Origin of the sequence: Haloarcula onubensis (assembly GCF_031624605.1) — an archaeon.
In the GTDB taxonomy this organism is placed as follows: domain Archaea; phylum Halobacteriota; class Halobacteria; order Halobacteriales; family Haloarculaceae; genus Haloarcula; species Haloarcula onubensis.
In genome coordinates this window covers 259,602-281,724 of the sequence record NZ_JAMQOS010000001.1, presented here as the reverse complement: position 1 = coordinate 281,724, position 22,123 = coordinate 259,602, and the positions used below count along the sequence as shown (strand labels likewise).

The window sequence follows — 22,123 nt, the reverse complement described above, 5'->3', positions numbered from 1 at the left end:
TCGGCGACTGCACGACCTGGCGAATATGTGCAACCAAAGACATGAGTGCCCCGCCAGCGAACGAGGCTACATGGCCGTGAACCGAACCCGGACCGTCGGGCTCTGTGTCCTCGCTATCGCGGCGTTCGTCGCGGTCGGGAGCGGCGCCGACGGCTACGCGCTCTCCGGGTCCGACGCCATCGAGACGCCGACCCAGACGGTGAACTACGAGGGACAGGAGTACACCATCGACGCGGTGAGTCGCATCACCGCTGGGGGGAGCGTCACAGTGACGACCACGGTGCCCGCGGGCGCCGCCTACAACGTCAATCTCCGGGGCCCCGACAACCAGCTCATCAGCAGCGAGCGAAAGACCAACAGCACGGACCACACGTTCTCGTATTTCGGCCCCGAGGAGGCTGGGACGTACGTCGCGACCATCGAGGACAACGGCAACGTCGTCGCGGTGTACCCAATCGTCGTCGCGGGCTACGACGTCTCCGTCCCGTCGTCCAACGAGGTCACGGCGGGCGAAACGGCGACGATTCGCGCGACGGTCACCGAGCGCTCGGTCGAGAGACACTCCGCGCTCGACCGCGTCGAGGTCGTCGTCGGCAACGACGACGTGGCGGTCCAGCAGTCGATGACGCGGGTCGACGACGGCACCTACGAGACGACGGTGTCGACCGACGGGCTGGCGGCCGGGAGCTACAACGTCTACGTGCTCGTCCGGGGCAACGAGACGGTGCGCCAGCGGGCCGAGATACTCGGTGTCAGCGACACGGCCACGTTGACGGTCACCGACGGCACCCCGACAGCCGAACAGTCGAGCGACGGGGACGGCGACACCACCGGGGGCGGAGCCGCCGGCGGCGGCGGTGACGACAGCGAGTCGGACGACGAGCCGACCACTCCGGCCGACGAACCGACGCCCACGCCAGCGTCCACCGAGACGGCGACGGACCCCGGCGAGACCTCCACGGCAGAACCCCCGGCCACGGCGACGGGCGAGGAGGGCAGCGGCGAATCGCCGGCAAGCGAGACGGTTACCGACGGCGGGAACGTCATCGCACCGGTGACGCAGGGGACGACACCGACCACGGACGGGTCCGGGCCCGGCTTCACCGTCGGACTGGCGCTGCTCGCGTTGCTGGCCGCGGTTGCGATAGGGCGTCGTCGGTGACTGGCCCCTATCTCGACCGATATCGCCACAAACGGGCCAGCGGAGAGACGGTACAGCGCGAACTGGCTCGTAGCGGCCGATTCACGTCTAGTTTCCGGACTCAAGAGCAGGTATCTCGCCGGGACAGCAACTCTATCTACAGAGTACCGGTTCGAGAGTGTATGAATAGATAAGTAGAGCGAATATGAGTTCATATTCTACAAAGACGAGAGCGTATCTCTTCAGTGAGCGATAGATACGACCTATGTAAGTGAGTGGGCTCTGGTTTGTCCACAACAGAGTCCGAGAGGGGCACTATCGAATCAGAGTGCATCGATACGTGGCCCACAGAGCGCGAGTGCGTATCGACGGCGTCGGAGTCGACCCGTTCGAAGCCGGCGACGGTTGCAATCGGCGGTCAACGTCGGCGTCAGGCGTCTCAATTCGGGTTCCGTGTCCGGGAACGGCGGGTCGAACCTCCCCGGCCTGCGGTGAGGAGCGGACGCCGCGCCCTCGCTTCGGACCAGGACAGTGGCGCGAACAGGCCGTCGTCAGCGGTAGCCGAGCATCTCGAGTTGCTCCTCGACAGCGTCTTCTACGTCAGTATCCGCAGTAGACGGCTCGACCCAGGGGGAGTATTCACCGCGACCCTGTCCGGTTGTCTCTATCCACGGGACTTCCCGGAGCGCGGGGATTGGAATCATCGGATGTGCGTACAGACCGAACTCACCGAAGGCCTCGCCGTGGTCGGCGGTGATGACGATGTCGTCGGCCTCGATGTCCTCGATCAGGGTCGCCACGCTATCGAGTCCGGACCGGAGCTCCTCGAGATACAGGTCCCAGACGTCTTCCTTCGGAGTCCCGTTTTTCAGGGCCTGCCACGGCGACTTCTCGATGTCTTTCAGCGGACGGTTCTCGCGGAGTGCGCTGTGACCGTAGGGCTGGTGTGGCGGGAGATAGTGTACGATCATCCTGTCCGCTGCGGTCGACCGCCACGTCGAAATCGCACGGTCCGTGACCGCAGCGGGCACGACAGTCCCGCTGTACGGGTTCGTCGGCCCGTATCGCCACACCTCGTCGAGTTCCTCGAAGTCGGTCGGTTCGACGGTGTCCCAGCCCGTGAGCCGCTTTGCGAATTCCGGCCACTCCGGTTCCGCCTCGTGTCCCAGCCCCCACCTGCTGGTGGGGTTCGCCGTGACGAGCGCGGTGTCTCTGACCTCGTCCAGGTTCGACGCCGTGAACGTGTGGGGAACCCACTCGCGCGTCGCACTTCCGCGGGACCACACCGACGTACCGGACGTGACGAAGTCGTACTCCGACGCCACGTGCGCTATCGCATCGGCTCTGCAGGTGTCGAGAATCACCAGCACGTCCCAATCGCGTTCGAAGATATCGGTTCCGTGGGGAAGCCAGGACGAAACGACCTTCAAGAACGCGTCGGCCGTCTGTTCCAGCCGTTGGGTCCCCGGAAGCCGAGAAGAGACCGCGTCCGGGACATAACTCGAGTTCGACATCGACCGTCTGTTACAATCTCGCCTATAAATTTATCCGCTCTATAACCGATGCCAGTCGGACGAGGGCACGGAAAGAACAGGAGAGCGGTACCGTGCCGATTCGTGCTGTGGCCGACTGCGAACACGCTGGACGGACGGGTGGGAACTCGCCTACCTTGGACGCGAGGGGCGTCTATTCGAGGTTCTTCAACCGTTCGTCGAGCGCCTTGATGTCCGCCTCGATGTCACTGAAGTTCTCGTTCAGCGGCACGTGCCAGTCCACCGTCCCCGGGGACGGTTGCTGGTAGCCGCCGAGAGTGTTGGTATCGGAACCGCCGGTCGTGTCGTCGGTCGTGTTGTCGGTCGTCTCACCGAGGTCGACCAGCACTTCCGTTTTGAACGCCTGCCCGGCGGCATCGAGGGTCGTGTCTTCCTCGGGCCACAGCCGGTGGGTGCCACCACCCGCCGATTCGGCGTTCCAGTAGGCCTGGTACTCGACACCGTTGTTTCGCATGTAGTCGAACACCCTGTGGATGAACTCGGCGTTGTCACCGCCGGCCGGGTTGTAGTACGCGTCGTCGCCGACGCCCCATTCACGGAAGCCAAGCGAGGCGTTGCGCGACGTGGCGAAGTCGTTCCACATGTCCAGAACGGGCTTGTGTTTCTCGCGCCATATCTGGTCGCGGAGTTGCTCCAGTTCCTCGTCGCTGAGCGTAGAGAGGTCGTCGGGATACGTCTGTCCCGCGTCGTAGAACGTCGGCATGACGACCGGCGGCTCCTCGCCGCTTGGCCAGTATTCGGACTGGACTGGCCACGCCTCGGGAGCGACGCCGAGTCTGTTGCGAGCCGGAGCGTAACAGAAGGTGAAGTCGGCGCCGTCGACCGATTGCATCTCCCGTACACAGCGGGCGTACCCGTCTCGGTAGTTCTCGGGTTCGTCCATCGCCGACTTTGCGCCCCAGTTCAGGTTGAACTCGTGGTTCGGGGCGATGAGGGAGTCGCCCATTCCCAGGCTGACGAGGTCGCGGGCGAACTGCCGGTACTCGCTGTCGAACTCGCCGTTGGCCGGCGGGCCGTACGCGCCGCGGTTTTCCCCGGCGAACTCGTAAGCGATAATCATCCGACGGTCGGTCTCACCGAACGTCCGCTGAAGCGACCGTCGCTTCTCCGAGGCGCCGGCACCGGGTTCCCACGTGATACCGATCGCGTCGTGGAATCCCTCCGTATAGGTGGTGGTTACCAGGTCGATAGTCGACCCGTTGAACCACTCGTCCTCTATCCCGCTGACCTCGGATTCGGTAATGAGATACGCACCGTGTTTCATTGTGTACCACCGAGGGGCTGTCTCGGAATCGCGGTGCGCCAGCGAAGGCTTGCAACGGCTTCAGGCCGGTAGGTCTGATACATCCACCCGATGGTATAGGATGTCCTTAATTAAGCGTAGTTGCACTCTACCACCGCAGAAGAAGCTCCTTACCGTTTATTACACGTCTGTTGAATAAGTTTGTGTACCAGTTACTCCTTATATCGTGACGACTTGTGGATTGTTTCACCGTCTGTCCAGCTGGTATGAACGCGTCGCTGGCCGTCCGATTCGGAGTAAGTACGCCGAAACCGAGCGGGGTTCAGTCGCTCATAGTCTCGATTCGCGACGGCGGCCGTCGCGAGCGGTGCCCCTGTCGGGCACCGTCCCAGTTCGCGGCGAGCCCGCCAACCGTATCGCGGACGCCCCGATTCGGATAGGGGTTCGGGACCGAGCCGGTATGTATTACAGTATAGAGTGGGTAATTATACCCTCGTGGCTGCCGGGTAAGAGTAGTGGAAAGTAACGTCGAACAGATAAGTGGCCGAGTGCAACAGTTCCTCCACGACCTGAGTTTATACTCTGTCGCCCACATCGTTCCTGCGATACTCTCTCTCGGGGCGCTGATGTTGTTCACGCGAACGTTCAACCCGAGCATGTTTGGACGGTATTCGCTGTCGCTGGCAGTTGCCGGCATCATCAGCACGCTCCTGTACGGGTGGCTCAACTATTCGGTACTGCGGTACGCGCCACAGCTGGACGAGGAGGTCGTCATCAGGAACACGTTCTCACTGTATATCGGTATTACGCTGGTGTTACTGGTGGTGGCCGGCGGGGGCTACCTCCTGTTCAGTGACCGCCTCGGCCCGTACGCGGTCTTTTATTTCGCGGCACTGGCGCTGGCACTCGCTCGGGGCGGCCTCCAGGTGTTGCTCTCTTTCTTCCGGTCAGTGCTTGACTCACAGCGTGTCACGCTGTTTCGACTGGTACGGGCGGTCGTCGAGGTCGGCCTCGCTATCGTGCTGGCCGTCTTCGTCCTCGACCACATCGTCGGCTGGGTCTGGGCGGCAGCGATCGGCATGACCGTCGCCTGCGCGCTCGCGTTCGCCACCTCGAAACAGCTCCGGGCGGCGCCGCTGTTCGACCGCGAGACGGTCGGCCGGCTGTTTAGCTACGGCGTCCCGATGGTCGGCTTTATCATCGGCGACGCGTTTCTCGTCCAGGCGGACCGTGTGTTACTCGAAGTGCTGGCCGGCAGTGCCGCAGTCGGTATCTACTCGTCGAACTACATGCTGGTCGACCGAGGGCTCAGACTCGTCTACACCCCGTTGACAAACGCGATATCACCCATCATCATCGACTCCTGGGAGGAGGACAACGAACGCGAGATCGCGGACTTGCTCAACACGTTCACGAGATACTTCGCCCTGCTTGGAATCCCCGCGCTGGTCGGGGTCGCCGTTCTCAGCCAGACCGTGAGTACGCTCCTCATCGGAGACGATTTCACGGCCGGCTACGTCGTCATCCCGCTCGTCGCCGTCGGTCTGTTCCTCTGGTCGCTCGGGAATCTCGTACAGGTCGTCGTCGAGATAAAGGAGAAGACGGGGCTCCTGTCCTACGGGATTATCACTATTATCGGGCTGAACATAGCCCTCAACGTCCCGCTTATCACCGCCTTCGGATATCCGGGCGCCGCGGTGGCGACGATGGTGAGCTACGGTCTCTACTGCGCCTTCGCTCTCGTACTGTCGAAGCGGTACATCTCGTGGCGATTTCCGCGGGTCTCGTTGCGAAATGCAGTTCTGAGCGGGATGCTCATGGCACTGCCGACCGTCGCGCTCTATGCGACAGGCAGCTACAGCGTCCCGGCTTCGTTCGTCACGGCGGCGGCTGGGAGCGCGCTCTATTTCGCCGTGCTCTACGTCATCGGCGAGATCGACCAGACGGAAGTGGTGAAGCTCCGACAGTTCGTCGCGTAACTCCGCTGTCTCCGCCGGTGACGGTCACCTGGCCGGACGGCGACTGGCCGGGCGTCGAGACAGCCCAGGGTGCGCGTCAGGAAGTCGGTTGAAGACGAGAGGGGCGTCCGCGGGGCAGCGGCCAGCGGGCGCTCGACGACGGGCGGCCCCTCATCTCCGTCCCGGAACTGGACGCGACGTCGGCCGAAGAGGGAAGCTGACCCCGGCGAAGCCCCAACAGTTAGACCGTCCGCCGTCATAGACCCGCTATGAGTCTCGACAGCGTCTTCGGGCAGGTGCCCGACCCCAGCTCCTTCTCATTTCCGGACTACGGACTGCCACAGGGCGAGCCGGTGCGGCCGGTCGCCGTGACCGAGGCCGAACTGACCGCGCTGCTCTCCCTCTACGAGACGTTCGCCGCCGTCGACCCGACCGGTATCGACTCGAACCCGTTCATGCGGGCGACCAGCGAGTTTCTGGAGCAGACCTTCGGCACGACGCTGGAGCGCCCCGACGAGCGGCTGCACGACGACATCGCGACGATGCTCTCGGATTTCTCCGGGGACCTGGACGGCGACCGACTGGGCGTCGTCGACGTGACGCCGGCCCACTTCCGGACGCTGTACTTCTTCCTGACCGGCGCCAAGTCCTACCACGTCGCGCCCCACATCCAGTTCGCGCCCGACGAGGGCGCCGTCGAGACGCTGTTCGAACTCTACCAGCGGGCGATGGACCAGGAGTTCTACCTGAAACGGCCCCGGTCGGTGCTGGAGTAGCGACCGGCGCTTTATCCGCGCCGACGGCGCGGGCCCGGTGATCGCTGCCCATACCGTTCCACGGGGGCGTGCGAGCAGGGCGTTCCGTCTGGGAACGGTGACTCGCCAAACGACTCATGCCAGACGCGTCCCTAGCCCGGACATGGACAGAAACGAGGTGCGGCGGGCCTGGGACGAGGTGGCCGAAACGTACGCGGCCCGTCGGGACCCCGGCGGTTCGGACGCCGACCTCATCGAGGAGCTGCTGGCGGAACTGCCGGCGAATCCCACGGTGCTCGACGTCGGCTGTGGCGACGGCGCCCGGACGCTGGCGAACCTCCCCGCGGACGCCGTGGGGCTCGACTTCTCCCGGCGAGGGCTGGAACTGGCGGCCGGGACGGTGCCCGACGCGGGACTCGTACAGGGCGACATGACCGCCCTGCCCGTCGCCGAGGACAGCGTCGACGGCGTCACCGCCTACCACGCCGTCTTTCACGTCCCCAGACAGCGCCACCCCGAGGTGTACCGGGAGTTCGCCCGCGTCCTGCGGCCCGGCGGCGTCGCCCTCCTGACGCTGCCCGGTGGAGCCTTCGAGACCGTCCGCCGGGGGTGGATGGGCGGGTCGATGTTCTTCTCGGCGCCCGGTCGGCGGGCCACGCTCGACCAGCTAGATGCGGCCGGCTTCGCCGAAGTGTGGACGGAGACGGCCGACGACCCGCTGGGCAGCGCCACGGAGTTCGCGTTCGCTCGCTTGGGGTGAGCTAGCGCGGCCCGAAGCGGTGCCCCAGCGCATTTACAGTTGGGAAGCCAACATTTCTGCATGTCGCTCGATGTGTCAGTCCCCGACCCGCCGCCCCAGTCCCAGGGAGCGCCCGGGAGAGGGTACGACAACGTATCACCGCCCGAATCGGACGACGACGACTACCGGCGCGACGAACTGGAGTCGATACTGGAGGCCGGCGCGTGGGCCGACGGGTTCGAGGCGTGGGCAGCGGAGACGAGCCTCGGCGAGAGCGAGTTCGAGTTACTCGTCCGCCACGGCCTCCTCGAACAGCTCGACTTCTACTGGGACCCGGCCACCGAGGCGGTCGAGTATCACCTCCCGCAGTTCTCAGACGACATGCGGGAGGCGCTCGCCACCGACGCCGACGTCGACGAGGTCAAGGGCGGACTCGACTCGCTGGGACGGACCGTCTCGGAGCGCCTGGAGCGCGAATATCGAACCTAGGCGCCCGCGCGTGGCGAGGGCCCCCGGAACCGGCAGCGAACCGACTACTCGGCCCGTTCGAGCCGGACGTCGAGCGCCTCGTAGTCCTCGATGACGGCGTTGGCGCCGCCGATAGCGACCACCCGGCCCTCGTGCTCGACGCGGATGCTGTTCTCGACGGGGAACTCGTTGGTGAAGGGGTCGATGAGTCCCTGTCGAAGTTCGACGATAGGGACCGACGACAGCTCGACGATGTCCCCGGTAGCCGTCGACTCCCCGGTGATGGTCGCGGTGAGGTCGACCCCCGCGCGGTCGTGGAGCGTCGCCTGAAGCAGCGCGTTGCGAAGCGTCGGGTAGGTCCGCGGGAGCGGCTCGCGCTCACAGCAGTACGCCTCCGTGGCGATCTGCCAGAAGTTGCTGAGATACGTGCTGAAGAGGTTGGCGGCGACGGCCGACCGCGTGAGCATGATGGCGCTACCCTCGGTGGCACCGACGAGTAGCTTCGGCTCGTCGAGCACCAGTCGCTCCCGGTCGACGGTCAACAGCGGGCGCGGTTCGTGGGGCCAGGTGCGCCCCAGCGTCACCCGGCCGGCGAGTTCGTCGGCGTCGAACCCGTCGAGTCCCGGGTCGGTGACGAGCGCGTAGACGGCGACGCCGCGGTCGACGGCGTCGGCCAGCGCGTCCGCGAAGCGGTCGAAGACGGCGGCGGGCAGGCAGAAGAACACTTCCTCCTCGGCCGAGTCGACGTCCCGTCGGCAGCGTTTGGCGAGGGTCTGACCGGCCTTGATGAGTTCGACCTCCAGGTCCGCGACCTCCCGGTCGGCGAGTTCGCTCTCGATGTCGGCTGCGAGGTCGTCGAGCCGACTCTCGATGCTGCCGACGGCGCTGTTTGCTCGCTGGGCCCGAACCACGGAGGGCCTGACGTGGTCGTTGAGGACGACCAGACCGCGCTCGTCGAGTTGTTCGCACATCTGGTAGACGTGCCGTTGGGAGACGTCGGACTCGTCGACGACGCGGCTGACCGTCACCGTCCCGTGGTCGAGGATAGTGAGATACACCGCGATCTCCTTCGCGGAGAGGCCGAGCAGCCGCAGGTTCTCCCGCAGGCGCTCCCGTGTCATGGCGTGGCCTCCCGGCTGGAGACGGTAGTATGCAGCGAACGCGGCGAGCGAGCGCAGGCGGCAAGTAGCGGTGTCACGGCAGGGTCAGGTGAGCTGTCCGGTGACTTCGGTGGTCTCCAGCGACCGGTTGTGCAGAGCAACCCCGGTCTCGGCGTCGAACAGGTGAATCGCCTCGGGCGGGAGCGTCGCGACCACGGGTTCGCCGGCCTGGATGTGGCGCAGGCCGCTGATGGTCGCGGTGAAGGTCTCGGGCTCGTCGACCCCGCGGTCGAAGGTGAGGTGGGTGGTGTTCTCGTCGCCGCGGGGTTCGACTACGTCGACGAACACGTCGTAGGCGTGGCTCCCGCCGCCCTCGACGTCGACCTCGACGTCCTCCGGGCGGACGCCCAGGGTGACGCGGTCGGCGTCGCCGACGGCCTCGCGCTGGGCGGGCGTGAGTTCGTACTCGAAGTGGTCGGCGACGAGGCGCCCGTCCCGGACGGCCACGTCGAAGAAGTTCATCGACGGCTCGCCGATGAAGCCGGCGACGAACTGGTTGTTCGGGGCGTGATAACACTCCAGCGGCGTGCCGACCTGCTGGAGGACGCCGTCGTCCAAGATGGCGATGCGGTCGCCCATCGTCATCGCCTCGGTCTGGTCGTGGGTGACGTAGACGGTCGTGACGCCGAGTTCGGCCTGCAGGCGCTGGAGTTCGGTCCGCATCGTCGCCCGGAGCTTCGCGTCCAGGTTCGACAGTGGCTCGTCCATGAGGAACGCTTCCGGGTCCCGGACGATGGCCCGCCCCAGCGCGACGCGCTGTTGCTGGCCGCCCGAGAGGTCCGCGGGCTTGCGGTCGAGCAGGTCGCCGATACCCATCATCTCGGCCGTCTCCGAGACGTGGCTGTCGATTTCGTCGTCCGGCATGTCGGTCGACTCCTCCAGACCGAAGCTCATGTTCTCCCGGACGGTCATGTGCGGGTAGAGCGCGTAGGACTGGAACACCATCGCGATGTCCCGTTCCGCGGGCGGTTTCTCGTTGATGCGGCGGCCGTCGAGGGAAATCTCGCCGGACGTGACCGTTTCGAGACCGGCTATCATCCGCAGGGTCGTGGACTTCCCACAGCCCGACGGGCCGACCAGCACGAGGAACTCGCCGTCGTCGATATCGATGTTCACGTCGTCGACCGCGACGATCTCGTTGCCGTCGTCCTCGGTGAAGACCTTCGTTACGTCGTCGAGTGTTAGTTCTGCCATTGTTGGATTCCTGTTGTCATGCCGCAACACCCTTCGCGAACTTCTCGCCGAAGAGGACGTAGACCAAAAGCGTCGGGAGCGCGGCGACGAGGGCCCCGGCCATCCGGAGCGGGAAGTTCGTCCCCGACTGCGAGACGCCGAGGCCGACCAGTTCCTGCGTGACGACGGACGCGTCGCCGAACTGGATGATGGTCAGCGCGAACAGCAAGTCGTTCCATATCTGGGTGAACTGGTAGATGAAGACCACGGCGAACATCGGCACCGACAGCGGGAGGATGATTCGCCGGTAGATACGGTAGATTGAGGCGCCGTCGAGCCTGGCGGCCTCTATCATCTCGTCGGAGAGCTTCTTGTAGTGGGCCCGAAAGAGCAGGGTACAGATAGGCAACCCGTAGGCCGTGTGGGTGACGATGAGCGCGACCAGTTTCCAGTGGTATCCCTGGACGAACGGCAACACGGTCAGGGGCTGGAACGCCGTCCGCAGCGGGACGACGTTGTACCAGAACTGCGTCAGGGGCACCAGCACCGCCTGATAGGGGATGAAGATGCCCGCGACGAAGGTGATGTAGATGGCAATCTGGCCGCGCCAGTCCACCGTCGTCAGCCCGTAGGCCGCCATGCTCCCGAGCAGGCCCGAGAGAATCGTCGCCGGGACGACGAGGATGACACTGTTGACCAGCCCCTGACCGAGGAAGGCCACGGCGTTTTGCCACGGCTGGGTCGAGAACGACCCGGTGTCGGAGAGCAGCGGCTCCAGCGGCGGGAGGTAGGGGAACTGTCCGGAGTACGTCGCCGGGTCGGTCAGCGAGGTCATGATGCCCGTCTCGATGGGGACGAGGTAGAACACCGCCATCGCGACCAGCGTGACGTACAGAGCGATGCGCCGCAGCGGGTAGCCGGTCTCGATACCCGTCTCCTCGTCCGTCGAGGTGCCAAAGCTCACAGCGCACCCCGCCTGTACTGCGAGTAGATGTACGGCGCGACGATGGCCAGGGCCATCAGGAAGAGGACGACTGCGATGGCCGAGCCGTACGCCCAGTTGCCGTTGCTGTAGGCCTCACGCACCATCCGCGTCGCCAAAATGTCGGCGGAGGGGCCGGGCTGGTAGCCGTACATCGAGTAGAGGAAGTCGAAGGCCTTCAGCGCGAACACCGTCAGCACGACGAGCGCGCTGACGGTCGCCGTCCGCAACTGCGGGATGATGACCCGCCAGTACATCCGCACCGTCGAGGCCCCGTCGACCCGGGCCGCCTCGAAGTGGCTGTCCGGAATCGCACGCAACCCGGCCAGGTAGACGACCATGGCGTAGCCGCTGAACTGCCAGACCAGCGCGAAGGCGACCGCCGCCAGCTTCAGGTCCGGGTTCTGGATTATCTTGATCGGCCCGACACCGACGGCGCCCAGCGCGATGTTGATGAGCCCCGTCTGTGGGTTGTACATGTACAGCCAGAACTTCGCCGTCACGACAAAGGAGAGGCTCATCGGCAGCAGATAGATGGTCCGGAACGTGTTCTCGAAGCGTATCTCCTGGTCGACCAGGATGGCGAGCAGGAGGCCAAGCGCCAGACAGACCACCGCGAAGCCGACCAGAAGTACGACCGTGTTCCCCAGGGAGTTCCAGATGGGGTCGACGGTCAGCTCGGACCACGACGGCGTCCCGCCCGAGAAGGCGACGACGTAGTTCTCGAGGTCGAGTGAGCTGTAATCGGGCGTCCCCAGCCCGGTGAAGTCTGTCAGCGACAGGAGGACGTTCCAGCCGATGGCGCCGTAGACGAACACCGCGATGAGCAGCGCCGGGGGGAGCCAGAACGGGGCCGAGCGCACCGAGTCCCGCGAGAGGAACGACTGTCGCTCGTCGGTGGTCGGGGCGTTCGCCGTACCGCCGTCAGAGCGGAGCTCTGCCGAACCTCGGCTCGCGTCGCTCGCCTCACCACCGTCGGAGCGAAGCTCCGGCGAGGTTCGCGGTCCGTCGGACCGCTCACCACCGTCCGTGCGAGCGTCCCGCCCGCGGGACAGGCGCCGTCGAAGTATCGTAAGTGGGTTGCGCATAAATTTGGAAGTGGCCGCTTAGTTGAACGCGTCGAGGAGGGCGTCGGCGGTGGCGCCGGCGTCGTAGTTCTCCAGGAAGCCGCTGAAGGCCGAGCCGATGTTCGTCGCGATAGCCGGCGAGACGGCCAGGCCGTGCTGAATGGACGGGGGCTGGCTGTCGGCGTTGTTGAAGTCCTCGTACTGGTCCTGCTGGAACTGGTTGAGCTGGGAGACGTCGGCGTCTTTCCGCGGCGGAATCGACCCCTTCTCGGCGTTGAACAGCACCTGTCCCTCGGCGCTGCCACAGTAGCTGAGGAACGTCTTGGTCGCCTCCGGCGAGGGGTTGTTCGCCAGGTACGGGAACGAGTCCATGTTCAGGAGGTAGCTCCCGCTCGTCCCGGGGTAGGTGACCTGTCCCCACTGCTCGCCGTAGTTGAAGCCGTCGGCGCCGCTGTAGGCGCCGGCGGCCCAGTCGCCCTGGTGGATGAACGCCGCGTTGCCGTCCATCACCAGGGTGTTGGCCTCGGTGAAGCTGAGAGAGGACGCGTCACTAGGGTAGTACTCCGAGAGTTCGACGACGGAGTCGAGCGCCGCCTTGACATCGGAGCGGTTGCCGTTGCCGTTGATGAACGACTCGTAGCCGTCGATACCGCCCTCGGCGAGCAGGATAGTCTCCCAGAGCTGGGTCGTCGACCAGGCGCCGCTGGTCTGCTGGGCGAACGGGACGGCGTCGGTGTTCTGTGCGACCTGTTCGCAGGCGTCCACGACGTCGCTCGGGCTGGAGAGGGACGCGGGGTCGACGTTGGCCGAGTCCAGCACGTCCTGGTTGTAGAACAGGTTGTTGATGCGGTGGATGTTCAGCGGGACCGTGACGTAGGTGCCGTCGAGTTGCGCCTGTGTCTTTGGCCCCTCGAGGTAGTTGTTCTTGAGGTCGTCGTTCCAGACGTCGCCCTCGATGTCCTCGTACGCGTCGCCGAACTTACTCAGGGTCTCGCCCGGCCACGTCTGGAACGTGCTCGGCGGGTCGCTGGCCTGGAGTCGGTTCTGGACGACCTGGTCGAGGTTCGAGCGGGCGGCCCCGTTGACCGGCTCCTCGGCGAACTCGACGTCGGGGTGGGCCTCCTGGAACCCCTTGATGAGCGCACCGATGGCCGCGTTGCCGTCGCCCTCCGACCAGGCGTGGAGCAGTTCGATACTGTTAGTGCCCGACTCCCCACCGCCGCCGCCACAGCCGGCCAGTCCGGCGACCGCAGCGACACCGGCGCCCTGCAGGACCCGACGGCGGGAGACGCCCTCGCGGTCCGTCATCGTGTCAGCTCCGGTGGCTTCGTGTCTGGAATCAGCGCTTCAGTCGAACGGATAGATTTGTGACTGGATATCATACAGTCGTACAATATTGAACATGTGCATTAAAAATTGGGATAGTAGAATTGCTAGTCCGCTAAGAGTGGTATGTTAGAGACAAAACTGCCTGTTTGGCCATTAGAGACCGGATTATATCATTATTTTCGTTTACAACACACCTAATTGAAACATATTAATCATTGGGGATGGCTCCAGTTGCGGCAACAAACACGAGTTTCGTTTCCAGACGATGTTGCGATTTTAGTATAACTTGATTTTGCGAGTGGGCTTCCGACAGCGACAGTTCAGGAGGTCTATTCTGAGCGACACCCGCCGACAGCCCCACTGTCCCTACTGACGGGAGAGTGATGCGACCGCGAGCCGTCACGACCAGGATTGTAATTAGAGCACACTGACCCTGACGCGGCGTCTTGGCCGTCTGCACTCGAAGCAGCGGCCGTTACAGTGCAGGTGCGGACCGCCTGCAGTCAGTGAGTTCGCATACGTTCGGACGTGTCGACTCAGTTGAACGCGTCGAGGAGTGCGTCGGCGGTCGCGCCGACATCGTAGTCCTCCAGGAAGCCGCTGAACGCCGAACTGATGTTCGTCTTGACCGGGGGAGTGACGCCCAGCCCGTGCTCGATGGACGGCGGCGTGCTATCGGCGTTGGTGAAGTCCTCGTACTGGTCCTGCTGGAACTGGTTGAGCTGGGAGACGTCGGCGTCTTTCCGCGGCGGAATCGACCCCTTCTTCTCGTTGAACAGTATCTGTGCTTCCGCAGTCCCACAGTAGCTGAGGAACGTCTTGGTCGCCTCCGGCGAGGGGTTGTTCGCCATGTAGGGGAACGAGTCCATGTTGAGGTGGTAGTGGCCTTCCGTCCCGGGATAAGTCACCTGTCCCCACTGCTCGCCGTAGTTGAACTCGTCGTTGTTACTGTAGGCCCCACCGACCCAGTCACCCTGGGTGATGAACGCGGCGTTGCCGTCCATCACCATCGTGTTGGCCTCCGTGAAGCTGATAGAGGAGGAGTCGCTGGGGTAGTACTCCGTCAGGTCGACGATGGTTTCGAGCGCGGCCGTGACATCCGATCGGTTGCCATTGCCGTTGATGAACGCCTCGTAGCCCTCGACACCACCCTCGGCCAACAGGTTGGTCTCCCAGAGCTGGGTCGTCGACCAGACGCCGCTGGTCTGCTGGGCGAACGGAACGGCGTCGGTTTCCTCGGCGATGGTAGCACAGGCGTCGACCACGTCGCTCGGTTGGGAGAACGATTCGGGGTCGACGCCGGCCTCGTCGACGACTGCTTGATTGTAGAACAGGTTGTTGATGCGGTGGATGTTGATCGGCACCGTGACGTAGGTGCCGTCGAGTTGCGCCTCCGCCTGGGGACCCTCCAGGTAGTTGTTCTTCAGGTCGTCGTTCCAGACATCGCCCTCGATGTCCGCGTAGGAGTCGCCGAACTTCTCCAGAGTCTTGCCCGGCCAGGTCTGGAACGTGCTCGGCGGGTCGCTGGCCTGAAGTCGGTTCTGGATGACCTGGTCGAGGTTCGAGCGGGCGGCCCCGTTGACCGGCTCCTCGGCGAACTCGATGTCCGGATGGGCCTCCTGGAACCCCCCGATGAGCGCCTCGATAGCGGCGTTGCCGTCGCCGGAAGACCAGGCGTGGAGTAGTTCGATTTCGTTGGTCCCAGAGTCCCCACCGTCGCCGCCGCCACAGCCGGCCAGCCCGGCGACCGCGGCGGCCCCGGCCCCCTGCAGGACCCGGCGGCGGGAGAGCGCCGACTCGGCGTCCTTGCCCGTCATCGCGCCATAACCTCTCGAGTCGCGTCTGTGGTTAGCGAGCCGTCCGAGCGGCTTTGTTTGCGACTGATAGACATACGCACACATACTAGCGAATTATGTACATTAAAAACTGTGGTAGTAGAACAGGGAGATACCGAGAAGCAATAGCTCAGAGGCACATTCGTTCGCTCCGTTACGAGGTTTGTCTACGGTACGTTATTTTTACGCGAACAGTACCTAGTTACGTCCGTTAGTCATAGACGATACCCACATTCGCGGCAATAAATGCAGGAGTCGTCCGCACGTGCTGTCGTGATTTCAGTATGAGCCTATCTCGTTGCTGAACGCGGACTGTCCGGTGCACGCCGGCTCGCTCTCACAGTCAGCCTGGTGACGCTTGGGTGCCGACCCAACGGGCCACGCGTCGGCCGCATCAGTTCGTTCGGTATCATGTCAGTAATCATTATTTTCGAGTTTCTATAATTTTTCAGATACTTCGATTCAGTGTCGCCTATGTGAATATCGCAACCGATGTACACCGACGGTGCGTCCGGGAAAGACAGCCGATTACAGGTGATAGAGAGGTCCTCTGAAGTTTCTCGAGTCCCAGTCGCTCGGAGAAGGTTCGTCTCCCACGCCTCGGCGCCGTATCACTGCTTCCTCGACCTGACGGCTCTGCGACGGTCTGTGCCCCCTTTCGTCGAACGGCGCTGCGGGCGCGGTCACTGTCGGCCAGTCAGCCAGGTTGGCAACAGACATGTCTAGCTTTCATATAGTATCTAAATATTATATATTTGTAGAGTGTGCCCGTATGTGGGTGGGCACGGCGATGTCGCTCCACGGGCACAAATCAGGCTCTCCCGGGCGTGGGAGTGCCGGTGCCCTCGTCACTGTGGTGAGTCGCCACCGAGAGGGGACTCCGTCGTGAAACCGGCGACCGGCACCGGGCACGCGACGCGAGGCGCTACTCGGCCGGTTCGACGGCGCTGTTGTCGCGGGCGACGGGCGCGTCGGTCCGCGGCGCGGCCCACCGGACGGCGTTGTCGAGCACCTCGTGGACGACCGGTTCCTCGTAGACGGGGTATGTCTCGTGGCCCGGCCGGAAGTAGAAGATACGGCCGTTACCGCGCCGGTAACAGCAGCCCGAACGGAACACTTCGCCGCCCTCGAACCACGAGACGAAGACCAGCCTGTCGGGTTCCGGCACCGCGAATGGCTCGCTGTACATCTCCGTCTCCGGGAGGACGAACGACTCGTCCAGCCCGTCGGCGATGGGGTGGCCGGTGTCGACGGTCCAGAGCCGCTCTCGCTCGGCCGACTCCCGGTAGTCCAGCGAACAGGGCGTCCCCATGAGCCGCTTGAACGGCTTCGAGAAGTGCGCCGAGTGCAGCGGAATAAAGCCCATCCCGTCGTAGACGCGCTCGCAGATGCGGTCGACGACCGCGTCGTCGACGTGGTCGTGCGCGCGGTGTTCCCAGTAGACGAGCACCTCCGTCTCGTCGAGGACGTCGGGCGTCAGGCCGTGGTCGGGTTCGGCGTAGGTCGCGACGCGGACCTCGTGACCCGCCGCCGCCAGTGCGTCGCGGATGGGGGCGTGGATACCGTCGGGGTAGACGGCGTCGACGTCGTCTTCGGCGCGCTCCTGAATGTACTCGTTCCAGATGGTAACCGACACCATACCCTGGCTTTCGCAGGCACCACGCTAAAAGTATCGCCGGAACCAGCGCTCTCGGCCTCACAGCCGTCGCTGACGGCCCCGGCTGTCGTACGCTCGCTTCGCTCGCGTTACTCGTTCAGTTCGTCCCAGCGTGCGACGCCGGCCTCGGCCACGTCGCGGTCCTGGGACACCTCGCCGCCGGAGACGCCGATAGCGCCGACGACCTCGCCGTCCCGTTCCAGCGGGTAGCCACCGCCGAAGACGACCATCCGGCCCTCGTCGCGGGTGTCGAGCCCGTACAGCGAGTTGCCGGGCTCGGACGGTTCGGCGAGCGCGTGGGTCGGCATGTCCAGCGCGGCCGACGTGTAGGCCTTGTTCTTCGAGATGTTCACCGAGGCCAGCCACGCGCCGTCCATGCGGTGCTGGGCGATGAGGTTCCCCTCGCTGTTAGCCACGCAGACGACCATCGGGTTGTCTATCTCCTCGGCGCGCTCCTCTGCCGCTTCGATGAGAGACACCGCTGTCTCCAGGGGGATGGATTCGACCATGCACCTAAACCGTCTCAGCCACCCCAGATAAAGCCCCCGTCTCGGGCTACCGGACGAGCGCGTCGTCCAGCAGTTCGAGGGGGTGGCGAATCTCGTAGCCGGTGCCGTGTTCCATCTGCATCGCACAGGTGGGACACTCGGTCATTCCCACGTCGCCCTCGGCGTGGTCCATATGCTCGAACATCTCCTCGCCGATGGTCATCGACTTCTCGTACTTCTCTTCCTTCCAGCCGTAGGTGCCAGAGATGCCCGAGCAGGAGTCGCCCACGTCCTCGACGAGGACGCCGTCCACGTCGTCGAACAACTCGACCGCCTGGCGGTGCAGCCCCTGATTGCGGGCGTGACAGGGGCCGTGGTAAGCAAAGGCTTCGCCGCCGAGTTCGGCGTCGGCTAACTCGCCCTCGATATCCTCGTAGATGCGCAGGTACTCCATGGCCTCGAAGGTGTTCTCGGCCACGTCCTCGATACGGTCGATATCGAACAGTTCGGGGTACTCCTGGCGAAGCGAGAGCGAACACGACGTACAGGAGGCGACGATGTCGGCGCCGTCGTCGATGGCCGCGGCCAGCTCCGCGACGTTGGTCTCGGCGTGGCGCCGGGCGTCGTCGAGCATCCCGTTGGCGAACATCGGTGTACCCGAACAGCCCTGGGGCGGGACCATGACCTCGTAGCCGAACTGTTCGAACACCCGGACCATCGACTTCGCCACCTCCGGCGTGTTGTAGTTGGAGTAACAGCCGTGGAAGTACGCCACCCGCTTGTCGGGGTTCTCGACGGCGGCGCCGCCCCGCTCCGTCCACCACTCGCGGAACGTCTCCGTGGCGAAATCTGGGAACTCCCGCTCTTTCGTGACGCCCAGCGTCCGCTCCATGAGCCAGCGGGCCGGACCGAAGTTCATCGCCCAGTTGGCGAGGCGGGGCACCTTGCTGGCGATAGCGGCGGACGTACGGTAGTTCGAGAGGATGCGGTTGCGCCAGTACTCCGTCGACAGCGTCGACATCTGTTCGTCGACGTACTCCCCGCGGGCCTCGTTGTGCATCTGGGAGAGCGGCACGCCCGAGGGACAGGCCGAGTCACAGCGCATACAGTTCGAACAGGACATGATGGAGTCGTCGATGTCCTCGTCTTCCTTGCGTTTCAGGCGCCACTGCTCGGGGCCCTGGAACTTCGGCCCGGGGAACTCCTCGTCGACCTCCGCGACCGGGCAGGACATGTCGCAAGTCGTACACTTGTAGCAGTTGTCGGCGCCGGCCCGCAGGTCGAGGTCGCCCTCCTCGAAGACGTCCACGAACTCCGTCTCGGACGAGGGGCGCTCGTCGACCGCGCCCGCGCTCACCCCGCCGTCCGTCGCGCGCTCAACGTCTGGGTCTGATATGTCGTCGTCTGGTGTCATCTGTGTGTCTCCGTCGACATCGCAGGTCGCTCGGCGGCTTCCCGGCCGGCGACCACGCCGGTCGCCAGCGAGACGCCGCTCGCCGATTTCTCGCGGGCTACGTCGGCCCCGCCGACCACCGCCCCGGCCGCGTGGAGGTTCTCGAACTCGGCGCTTCCGTCGGCGTCGAGGGGGCGCATCGACTCGTCGGGCCGCACGCCGAAGCGGGCGTAGGGCTGGTCGCCGAAGACGTCGTCGACGAACCAGTCGTAGCGGTCATCGGGCTGGGGGACGTGACAGTCGAAGACCGGCTCGCGGACCCGCTCTCGGTCGGACGCGATACCCTTCCCGACGAGGCCGCCCGTCGCGAGGACGAACGACTCGGCGGCGTAGGGCACGTCCCGCCCCTTCCGCTCGACCAGCACCGACGCCACGCGGTCGCCGCTCCGGTCGGTCTCGTACCCCACGACCGGGTTCCCGGTCTCGAAGCGGACGCCGGCGTCGTCGAGGGCGGCGTAGAGCCGGTCTTCGAGCCGGAGGCCGGGGAGGCTGGGCGGTCCCATCGGGAGTTCGAACACGTCGGCCCCGAGTCGGTCGGCGAGGTCGGCCCGCACCTCGTCGGCGTGGTCGTCGCCCAACACGGCGGGGAAGCCGACCCGTTCGGCGCCGTCGAGGTGCAGGGCGACCGCGTCGGCGAGGGCCGCTCGCGCCGATTTCCGACCGATGACCTCGTCGTGGTCGAGCGCCTTCGCCAGCCGTGTCACTTTCGCGTCGGCCGGGAACGACTCGGCGAAGGGGACCTCGGCGCCCTCGACCGGGAAGGGGACGCCGGCCGCCGCGAGGGCCTCCGCGACCAGCCCCGCGTCGAAATCCGTCAGCGACCGGAAGCCGACGACCAGCATCGGGCGGTCGTCGCTCGCCAGTCCCGCCGCCGCGGCCCGCGGGTACCGCGCCGTGGGCTTGAGCGAACCGCCGAAGGTCGGGACCAGCGCGTTGCGGTCGGTGTGGCCGCCGAGGTACGCCTCGCCGGTGAGGTCGTCGAACAGCGCCAGTCCCTCCCGGAGCGCGTCCGCGCCGACCAGCGAGTAGGGGTGGGTGTCGGGCAGGTCGTCGATTCCCTCGTAGGGGGTCTCCAGCGGCCCCCGGTACTCGCCCCGGTTCGCCCTGACCTCGCGGAAGTCCTTGCGCGCCTGTGAGATGTAGTCGGCCTGGTCGTCGATGTCGGTTGCCGGCGGGACGTAGCCCAGCGCGTCGACGAGTCCCGAGGCCTGCCTGAGCGACGATTTCTTGTGCGAGACCAGCCGGACGTCCGCCCCGTCGCGAGCGGCCGATATCGCGGCCGTGATTCCCGCCAGTCCGCCCCCGACCACCAGTACCTCGCACTCAATCGCCATGTCGCCCTCCGTCGGCGGCCACGTCGGCCGCTCCGGAGTCGCCGCCGACTTCGACCCCGCCGTCGAAGGCGGCGAAGTCCACCTCGTCGCCGGTGACGGCGAGGTCGGCGTCGTGGTTCATCGTCGTCGCGTGGAGCATGTGATTCAGCATGGCCTGGGAGAGCTGTTCGCCCCAGAGGGTGTGCCGTTGGCCCTTCCAGCGCTCCTGGTAGAGCTCGTCGATGGCGTCTCTCGCGGTCGGCTGCCCGAACTCGTCGAACAGCTCGGCGCCCATCCGGTGGGTACAGAACCCCCCCTGGCAGTTGCCCATCGACGCCCGCGTTCGCAGGCGGACGCCGTTTAGGTCCGCGCCACACCCCTCGATGGCGTCCCGTATCTCCGCGCGGGTGACGCCCTCGCACTCACACACCGTCGGGTTGGGGCCGTCGACGTCGAGTACCTCGGGGGCGCGGTCGCCCAGTCGCTGGCCGCTGCGCCGGGCGATGGGCGAGCGCAGGTCGAACTCGTCCATGTGGGCGTCCAGCGCGGCCGGGTCCGAGCTGCCCGGCAGCGGTTCCTCGGCCGTGCGACACACCGCGTCGACGCCCAGTTGCTCACAGACGTGGTCGGTCACCGACTCGGCCATCTCCCGGTACGTCGTGAGCTTTCCGCCGACGATAGAGGTGAAGCCGTCGACGCCGTCCTCGCTGTGGTCCAGTACGAAGTAGTTCCGCGTCACCTCGCCCGGGTCTTTGTCCGCCTCGGGGTTCGGGTCGTACAGCGGGCGGACCCCCCAGTAGGCGCGAATCATCCTGGCGTCCTCGACCGCGGGAACCATCTCAGAGGCGATATCTATCATCATGTCGACCTCCCACTGCTCCTCGGGGTAGTCGTCCGGGTCGTCGACCGGGTCGTCGTTCGCGCCGAGCAGGACCGTCGTCTCGTGGGGGATGATGGTGTCGCCCTCGCCCTTGGGGAGACAGCGGTTGATGACCGTGTCGAGTTGCCGGACGTTCGTGACCACCATCGCGCCCTTCGAGATGGCCATCTCCAGTTCGATGTCGGCCATCGCCGCCAGCTGGCCCGCCCAGGCGCCGGTGGCGCTGACGACGTAGTCGCTCTCGACGAGTTCGCGGTCGCCCTCGTTGCCCTCGCCCAGGTAGTTCGGCCCCTGTCGCTCGAACTCGACGCCGGTCACGCGGCCGTCCTCGACGCGCAGGTCGGCCACCTCGGCGTGGGTCTCGATGCGCGCGCCGTGGGAGACGGCGTCGGCGGCGTTGGCGACGGCCAGACGGAAGGGGTCGATGGCGCCGTCGGGAACCCAGATGGCCCGCTCGACGTCCTCCGTGAGATAGGGCTCCCGGCGGCGGGCCTCCTCGCCGGAGATGACCTCCGTCGGGATATCACACTCCGCACACCCCTCCAGCTTCTTCTGGAAGTACTCGTCCGAGTCGCCCTCCAACTGGACGAACAACCCCCCGGTGTCCTCGATGCAGTGGCCGGCGATGTCGTGGAGGATGCGGTTCTCCTGCATACAGTCGATGGCGCTCTCCTGGTCGGAGACGGCGTACCGGCCGCCGCTGTGGAGGTGCCCGTGGGTCCGGCCCGTGGTCCCCTCCGTGAGGTTGCCCCGCTCGACGAGCGTCACGTCGAATCCCCGCATGGCGAGGTCACGGGCGGTGCCCGTACCGGTGGCTCCGCCGCCGATAACGACGACTGACTGGCTCATATGCTATCACGGTTAGGAGGCCGGTACTATAATTATTGTTGTGTGGGAACGCTCGGTAACGAGCGAATCGGCGGACGAGT

At 65.4% G+C, this 22,123-nt stretch carries 18 protein-coding genes; 5 read left to right on the top strand and 13 right to left on the bottom strand.

Annotated features, from left to right (window positions below):
• The first annotated feature begins 70 nt into the window (after nucleotides 1-70).
• The gene (locus NDI86_RS01450) at nucleotides 71-1,162 is read left to right on the top strand and encodes a PGF-CTERM sorting domain-containing protein (protein ID WP_310898612.1); all 1,092 of its coding nucleotides are present in this window, start codon (nucleotides 71-73) and stop codon (nucleotides 1,160-1,162) included.
• Nucleotides 1,163-1,692: 530 nt separating this feature from the next.
• Here the strand turns inward: NDI86_RS01450 and NDI86_RS01445 are convergent.
• Both NDI86_RS01445 and NDI86_RS01440 read right to left on the bottom strand, forming a co-directional pair.
• Nucleotides 1,693-2,655, bottom strand: a complete 963-nt coding sequence (locus tag NDI86_RS01445; RefSeq protein ID WP_310898611.1) for an alkaline phosphatase family protein — start codon at nucleotides 2,653-2,655, stop codon at nucleotides 1,693-1,695.
• 172 nt (nucleotides 2,656-2,827) lie between these two features.
• Nucleotides 2,828-3,958: a hypothetical protein gene (locus NDI86_RS01440; RefSeq protein ID WP_310898610.1), complete on the bottom strand. Its 1,131-nt coding sequence runs from the start codon at nucleotides 3,956-3,958 to the stop codon at nucleotides 2,828-2,830.
• Between the two features lie 494 nt (nucleotides 3,959-4,452).
• Between NDI86_RS01440 and NDI86_RS01435 the strand changes: the two genes are divergently transcribed.
• The 4 genes from NDI86_RS01435 (at nucleotide 4,453) to NDI86_RS01420 (ending at nucleotide 7,878) form a co-directional block, all read left to right on the top strand.
• Entirely contained in the window at nucleotides 4,453-5,916 is a 1,464-nt protein-coding gene (locus tag NDI86_RS01435) for an oligosaccharide flippase family protein (protein WP_310898609.1), read from the top strand.
• Between the two features lie 248 nt (nucleotides 5,917-6,164).
• Entirely contained in the window at nucleotides 6,165-6,671 is a 507-nt protein-coding gene (locus NDI86_RS01430; RefSeq protein ID WP_310898608.1) for a hypothetical protein, read from the top strand.
• Nucleotides 6,672-6,813: 142 nt separating this feature from the next.
• Nucleotides 6,814-7,410 (top strand): class I SAM-dependent methyltransferase, encoded by a 597-nt coding sequence (locus NDI86_RS01425; protein WP_310898607.1) that lies wholly within the window; start codon nucleotides 6,814-6,816, stop codon nucleotides 7,408-7,410.
• A 60-nt stretch (nucleotides 7,411-7,470) separates the two neighbouring features.
• Nucleotides 7,471-7,878 carry a DUF7992 family protein gene (locus NDI86_RS01420; RefSeq protein ID WP_310898606.1) on the top strand — a complete coding sequence of 136 codons (408 nt, stop codon included), beginning with the start codon at nucleotides 7,471-7,473 and terminating at the stop codon, nucleotides 7,876-7,878.
• Nucleotides 7,879-7,922: 44 nt separating this feature from the next.
• On the opposite strand, the gene NDI86_RS01415 is transcribed toward NDI86_RS01420, so the two are convergent.
• The 11 genes from NDI86_RS01415 to glpA all read right to left on the bottom strand — a co-directional run bounded on the left by NDI86_RS01415 (nucleotide 7,923) and on the right by glpA (nucleotide 22,043).
• Nucleotides 7,923-8,978, bottom strand: coding sequence for a TrmB family transcriptional regulator sugar-binding domain-containing protein (locus tag NDI86_RS01415; protein WP_310898605.1), 1,056 nt, complete (start codon nucleotides 8,976-8,978; stop codon nucleotides 7,923-7,925).
• A gap of 84 nt (nucleotides 8,979-9,062) precedes the next feature.
• Complete coding sequence (locus tag NDI86_RS01410; RefSeq protein ID WP_310898604.1) at nucleotides 9,063-10,211, bottom strand: ABC transporter ATP-binding protein; 1,149 nt, start codon at nucleotides 10,209-10,211, stop codon at nucleotides 9,063-9,065.
• A gap of 16 nt (nucleotides 10,212-10,227) precedes the next feature.
• On the bottom strand, nucleotides 10,228-11,154 hold the full coding sequence (locus NDI86_RS01405; protein WP_310898603.1) for a carbohydrate ABC transporter permease: 927 nt from the start codon (nucleotides 11,152-11,154) through the stop codon (nucleotides 10,228-10,230).
• Nucleotides 11,151-12,260, bottom strand: a complete 1,110-nt coding sequence (locus NDI86_RS01400) for a carbohydrate ABC transporter permease (RefSeq protein WP_310898602.1) — start codon at nucleotides 12,258-12,260, stop codon at nucleotides 11,151-11,153. The genes NDI86_RS01405 and NDI86_RS01400 overlap by 4 nt, the downstream gene beginning before the upstream one ends.
• 18 nt (nucleotides 12,261-12,278) lie before the next feature.
• Nucleotides 12,279-13,547 carry an ABC transporter substrate-binding protein gene (locus NDI86_RS01395; protein ID WP_310898601.1) on the bottom strand — a complete coding sequence of 423 codons (1,269 nt, stop codon included), beginning with the start codon at nucleotides 13,545-13,547 and terminating at the stop codon, nucleotides 12,279-12,281.
• A gap of 557 nt (nucleotides 13,548-14,104) precedes the next feature.
• Nucleotides 14,105-15,385, bottom strand: coding sequence for an ABC transporter substrate-binding protein (locus NDI86_RS01390; RefSeq protein WP_310898600.1), 1,281 nt, complete (start codon nucleotides 15,383-15,385; stop codon nucleotides 14,105-14,107).
• 943 nt (nucleotides 15,386-16,328) lie between these two features.
• Nucleotides 16,329-17,042, bottom strand: coding sequence for a ThuA domain-containing protein (locus NDI86_RS01385; RefSeq protein ID WP_310898599.1), 714 nt, complete (start codon nucleotides 17,040-17,042; stop codon nucleotides 16,329-16,331).
• Between the two features lie 107 nt (nucleotides 17,043-17,149).
• Nucleotides 17,150-17,569, bottom strand: a complete 420-nt coding sequence (locus NDI86_RS01380) for a GlcG/HbpS family heme-binding protein (protein ID WP_310898598.1) — start codon at nucleotides 17,567-17,569, stop codon at nucleotides 17,150-17,152.
• Nucleotides 17,570-17,615: 46 nt separating this feature from the next.
• Nucleotides 17,616-18,962 (bottom strand): anaerobic glycerol-3-phosphate dehydrogenase subunit C, encoded by a 1,347-nt coding sequence (locus tag NDI86_RS01375; RefSeq protein WP_310898597.1) that lies wholly within the window; start codon nucleotides 18,960-18,962, stop codon nucleotides 17,616-17,618.
• Nucleotides 18,959-20,335 (bottom strand): glycerol-3-phosphate dehydrogenase subunit GlpB, encoded by a 1,377-nt coding sequence (gene glpB, locus NDI86_RS01370; protein WP_310898596.1) that lies wholly within the window; start codon nucleotides 20,333-20,335, stop codon nucleotides 18,959-18,961. The genes NDI86_RS01375 and glpB overlap by 4 nt, the downstream gene beginning before the upstream one ends.
• A complete protein-coding gene (gene glpA / locus NDI86_RS01365; protein ID WP_310898595.1) occupies nucleotides 20,325-22,043 on the bottom strand; it encodes an anaerobic glycerol-3-phosphate dehydrogenase subunit GlpA in 1,719 nt (572 codons plus the stop codon). The genes glpB and glpA overlap by 11 nt, the downstream gene beginning before the upstream one ends.
• Nucleotides 22,044-22,123: the final 80 nt, after the last annotated feature.